This is a genomic window from Desulfonatronum sp. SC1 (genome assembly GCF_003046795.1).
Lineage (GTDB): Bacteria > Desulfobacterota > Desulfovibrionia > Desulfovibrionales > Desulfonatronaceae > Desulfonatronum.
Genome location: NZ_PZKN01000073.1, coordinates 1 through 992 on the forward strand (window position 1 = coordinate 1; position 992 = coordinate 992).

Annotated in this window: 1 protein-coding gene; it reads right to left on the reverse strand. The window is 54.5% G+C overall.

Going from position 1 to position 992, the window contains the following annotated elements; all coding sequences use genetic code 11:
• Positions 1 to 27: 27 nt before the first annotated feature.
• The coding region (locus tag C6366_RS18365; RefSeq protein WP_146164927.1) for a transposase at positions 28 to 992 on the reverse strand (965 nt) is incomplete at its 5' end.

Sequence of the window (992 nt, forward strand, 5' to 3'; positions counted from 1 at the left end):
GATGTCCCTGCAAAAAGTCAGCGCCAATTATGCGACCAGCCCCCAGCGTTGCCCCTGGCAGGCCTGCTGAAGGGGGCGAACCGAAGCAGTTGAGCTGAAAAGGCGACAAATAAGTGTCCTGAGAAAGTAATTTGACAGCATTTTGCTCTTTGACATGGCTTGTCGCGTCTTGCACCGGATCCACCGGTGGGTTCTCTGCACGTTGAGCGCCGTTGCGGCCAGAAAGACGGCGAGAGTGACCTTTGTTCGCCCACGTCGACGAATTCTGGCTAGCCCCATTTTGTTTTTGAGTATCGACATAGGAGCTTCTCCCCCGGATCGCTGACGGAAGAGCTTTTTCATGTCCGGATTATCGGCGAACTGGAACCGTCTGGCCTCAAGACGAGGTTGATTCCAGCGCCAAGTCAGCTTGGCCTTGCGCTTGGTGATTTTGACGGGGCACTCAAAGGAATGCGGGCAAGCACGGCATGTCTCGACGTCGAAGTAGGAAACTGTGGACTCTTGATTATCGTTGACGCTGTTTTTCAAACAGGATTGTTCGGTTGGGCATTTCTGGATTTTTTTACCGTCTTCATCGAGCGCAAAGTCAAGGACTCCAAGGCCATCCGGAGCTTGCCCCGTGGGCGGACAAACCAAGTCGACATCGCGTTTCTTGAGTTCCTGGTGATTGTCATCACTGTCGTAACCGTTGTCAGTCAGGAGAGTATCCGGTTTGAGTCCAGCTTGTTCCAGTCTTACGATACCGGAGACGACGGTTTGCACGTCGGAGGTGTTGGCGAGGTTGACCTCAACCTGCGTGATGATCTTGGGGTTGTCCTCATCCGTACTGGAGGCACAGGTTTCGGTGACCTGGGCGCGGTAGCCGACCTTTTCCTTGTGGCCGTCGTAACGCGCCTCGGGATCGTGTGGGTTGTTCAAAGCGCTACCTCTGAACTCCTGGTCCAGTTTCACCTCGACGATATCGTCCTGGACCTGGATCTGCTCTCTGGCCA